Source organism: Pseudomonas sp. ICMP 3272 (assembly GCF_001466905.1).
Lineage (GTDB): Bacteria > Pseudomonadota > Gammaproteobacteria > Pseudomonadales > Pseudomonadaceae > Aquipseudomonas > Aquipseudomonas amygdali.
Genome location: NZ_LKEK01000103.1, coordinates 1 through 2,910, shown reverse-complemented (window position 1 = coordinate 2,910; position 2,910 = coordinate 1). Strand labels below are relative to the sequence as shown.

At 61.3% G+C, this 2,910-nt stretch carries 1 protein-coding gene; it reads right to left on the bottom strand.

From position 1 onward, the window contains the following. A partial coding sequence (locus tag AO068_RS24325) for an AMP-binding protein (RefSeq protein WP_152999767.1) occupies positions 1 to 2,910 on the bottom strand: 2,910 nt, incomplete at both ends.

Below are 2,910 nucleotides of genomic sequence, written 5' to 3'. Positions count from 1 at the left end.
AGCAGGTAAAACTGTGTATTGCCGACTGGCTTGCCGATGTGAGCTGCGAAGCCGTCTTCGCGGTTCATCGCCACCCAGCTTGAGTACGTGGTGGTTTCCGATGGGCCGTAGAGGTTGCACAGGCGCTGCACGCCGGTTTTTTCGAACAGATTTTCCACAAGGCTGCGTTTCAGTGCTTCACCGGCCACGTTCACCGTATGGACCGATTCCGGCAGTCCATCGACTTCCAGCAAGGCCTTGAGCGCCGATGGTACGGTGTTGATCAGGCCGATATCGTGCTCGCCGTGTTGCAGTTCAAGGACGTTTTTGACCACTTCGATGCTGCCGCCCGAGGTCAGCGGTGCAAAACACTCGTAGACCGCGAGGTCGAAGTTCAGCGAGGTGGAAAACAGTGTTTTTTCCAGAGCAGACGCATCAAAAGCCGTGTGCGTCCAGGTCAGGAAGTTCACGGTGTTGCGGTGCTCGATCATCACGCCTTTCGGCAGGCCGGTCGAGCCCGAGGTGTAGATCAGGTAGGCCAAGTGCGCCGAAGTCAGCCCCTGTACCTGCGGATTCTGGACGGATTGGTCCTGCCAACCGCTCAGATCAAGATTGATCACAGGTACCGAAACGTCGGCCAGCAAGCCCTGAGTCGCGGTTTGCGCCAGCACTGCGGCCGGAGCGCTGTCCTGCAACATGTAAGCGATACGTTCCGCTGGATAAGCCGGGTCGAGTGGCACGTAACCGCCGCCCGCCTTGAGGATCGCCAACAAGCCGATGACCATCTCCACGCCGCGTTCTACACAAATGCCTACCCGCGAATCCGGCTGAACGCCCTGCTTGCGCAAGGCATGGGCCAGGCGGTTGGCCTGCTCGTTAAGCTCGCGATACGTCAGGCGCTGTTCGCCGTGGACGACCGCAAGAGCCTGCGGCGTAAGCTCGACTTGTGCTTCGAACAGCCCGTGAATGGTCTGTTCGTGCGGGTAATCCAGCGCGGTGTCGTTGAAATCCACGAGCAACTGATCACGTTCGACAGCTGGCAGAATCGACAAACCTTGCAACGGCGTTTCTGGCGTCTGCTCCAGTGCCGTCAACAGGTTTTCCAGTGCCGTGTGCATATAGCCGCACACACGTTGCGCACCGATTGACGAAGCCACCAACGCCGTCAGGCTGAACCCATCGGCCAGATCATCGACGTTCAACGTCAATGGGTAGTTGGTGCGTTCTTCGCCGCTGAGGACCGCAATGCCCTGCCATGCCTGCATGGCCTGGTCAGACACACTGCCAACCCCGCTGTGGCGATAGTTGAGCAGCGCGCTGAACAGCGGCGCGGGCGCGGCAACACCGCTGCAACGCTGGGCCAACGCCAGCGAGGCATGTTCGTGACCGAGCAAGGCAGTCAAGCGCTTATGAGTGGCCTTTACCCCGTCGCGTACGCCCTGCTCGCCTACCGAAACCCGCAGCGGCAAGGTGTTGATGAACATCCCCAAGGCTCGCTCGGTACCTTCGCCCCCCTGCATCCGGCCCATCAGGACGGTACCGAAGACCACATCCTGCTTGTTTGATACCTTGCCCAACACCTGAGCCCAGGCCAGGTGCACCAGACTTGCGGCACTCACCCCTTGTTGGCGGGCTTGAGCACGCAGGCGCAGGTTGAGTTGAGGATCCAGCGCCAGGCTGGCTTCCTCGATGTCACGACCTTCACCCTGCACGTCCAGCAGGCCGAACGGCAGCGTCGGCTCGTCGATATCGCCGAGCATGTCGCGGAAAAACGCTTCGTGATCGGCCTGGCTGACACCCAGACGTGCCTGGGCCACATAGTTGCGATACGGCACAGGCACCGACGCTGCCAGGCTGTCTGCCTCGCCCGCCAGCCAGGCCTGCATTTCATGCTTCACCACTTCCAGCGCCACGTGGTCCAGCGCCATGTGGTGGAACAGCAGCATCGCGAAGATGCGCTGGTTGAGCGGGTCTTCGGCATAGGCCACGCGCATCAGCGGCGCCTGGCCGATGTCCAGACGGTAATGGCGCGGGTCAAAGCGGCTGTGCAATTGTGTTCCTATATCGCCGTCTGCCGGATCAAGCTCAAGCGCGTCCAGGTGCAACCGGGCCCGACGCCAGACCACTTGCACAGGTGAGTCCAGACCGTCCCAGACCACGCTGGTGCGCAGAATGTCGTGGCGGTCGATGACCGCCTGCAAAGCCTGAGCGAAGGCATTCAGACGCTCGCCGTCAGCAAAGGCGAACTGCGTCTGTAACACATAGGGGTCGCCGATTTCGGCGGCCAGATGGTGATAAAGAATACCTGCCTGCAACGGCGCCAGCGGGTAGATGTCCTGCACATTGGCCACGCCGCCCGGCACGGTTGCCACGACTTGATCGATCTGCGACTGAGTCAGGTCCGCCAGTGGCAGCAGCTCAGGCGTAATGCGTTGGCAATCCTCGGTGATCAGGTTGGCTGGCACCACGATCTCGGTGCCACCGCCCACGGCTGCGGCCAGTGCTGCCAGCGTCGGCTGGCTGAACAGCACGCGTACATCGGCGCGAAGACCCAACTGGCGCATACGCCCGATCAGGCTCACCGCCAGCAACGAATGGCCGCCGAGTTCGAAGAAGTGGTCGTGACGCCCGACCTGGGCGACGCCCAGCAGGTCTTGCCAGATAACCGCGATCTGCTCCTCGATTTCGCCTTGCGGCGCTTCGTAGCCACGGCTGATCAGCGCATCACCGTCCGGTGCTGGCAGCGCTTTGCGGTCCAGCTTGCCGTTCGGCGTCAATGGCATGCTATCGAGCAGTACGTAGATGGCCGGAACCATGTATTCAGGCAACTGCTGCTGCAGGTGACCGCGCAGGGTTTCGATATCGACAGCAGTGTGCCCCGCAGACCGTGTGTAGTAAGCCACCAGACGTTTGTCACCGGGTATGTCTTCG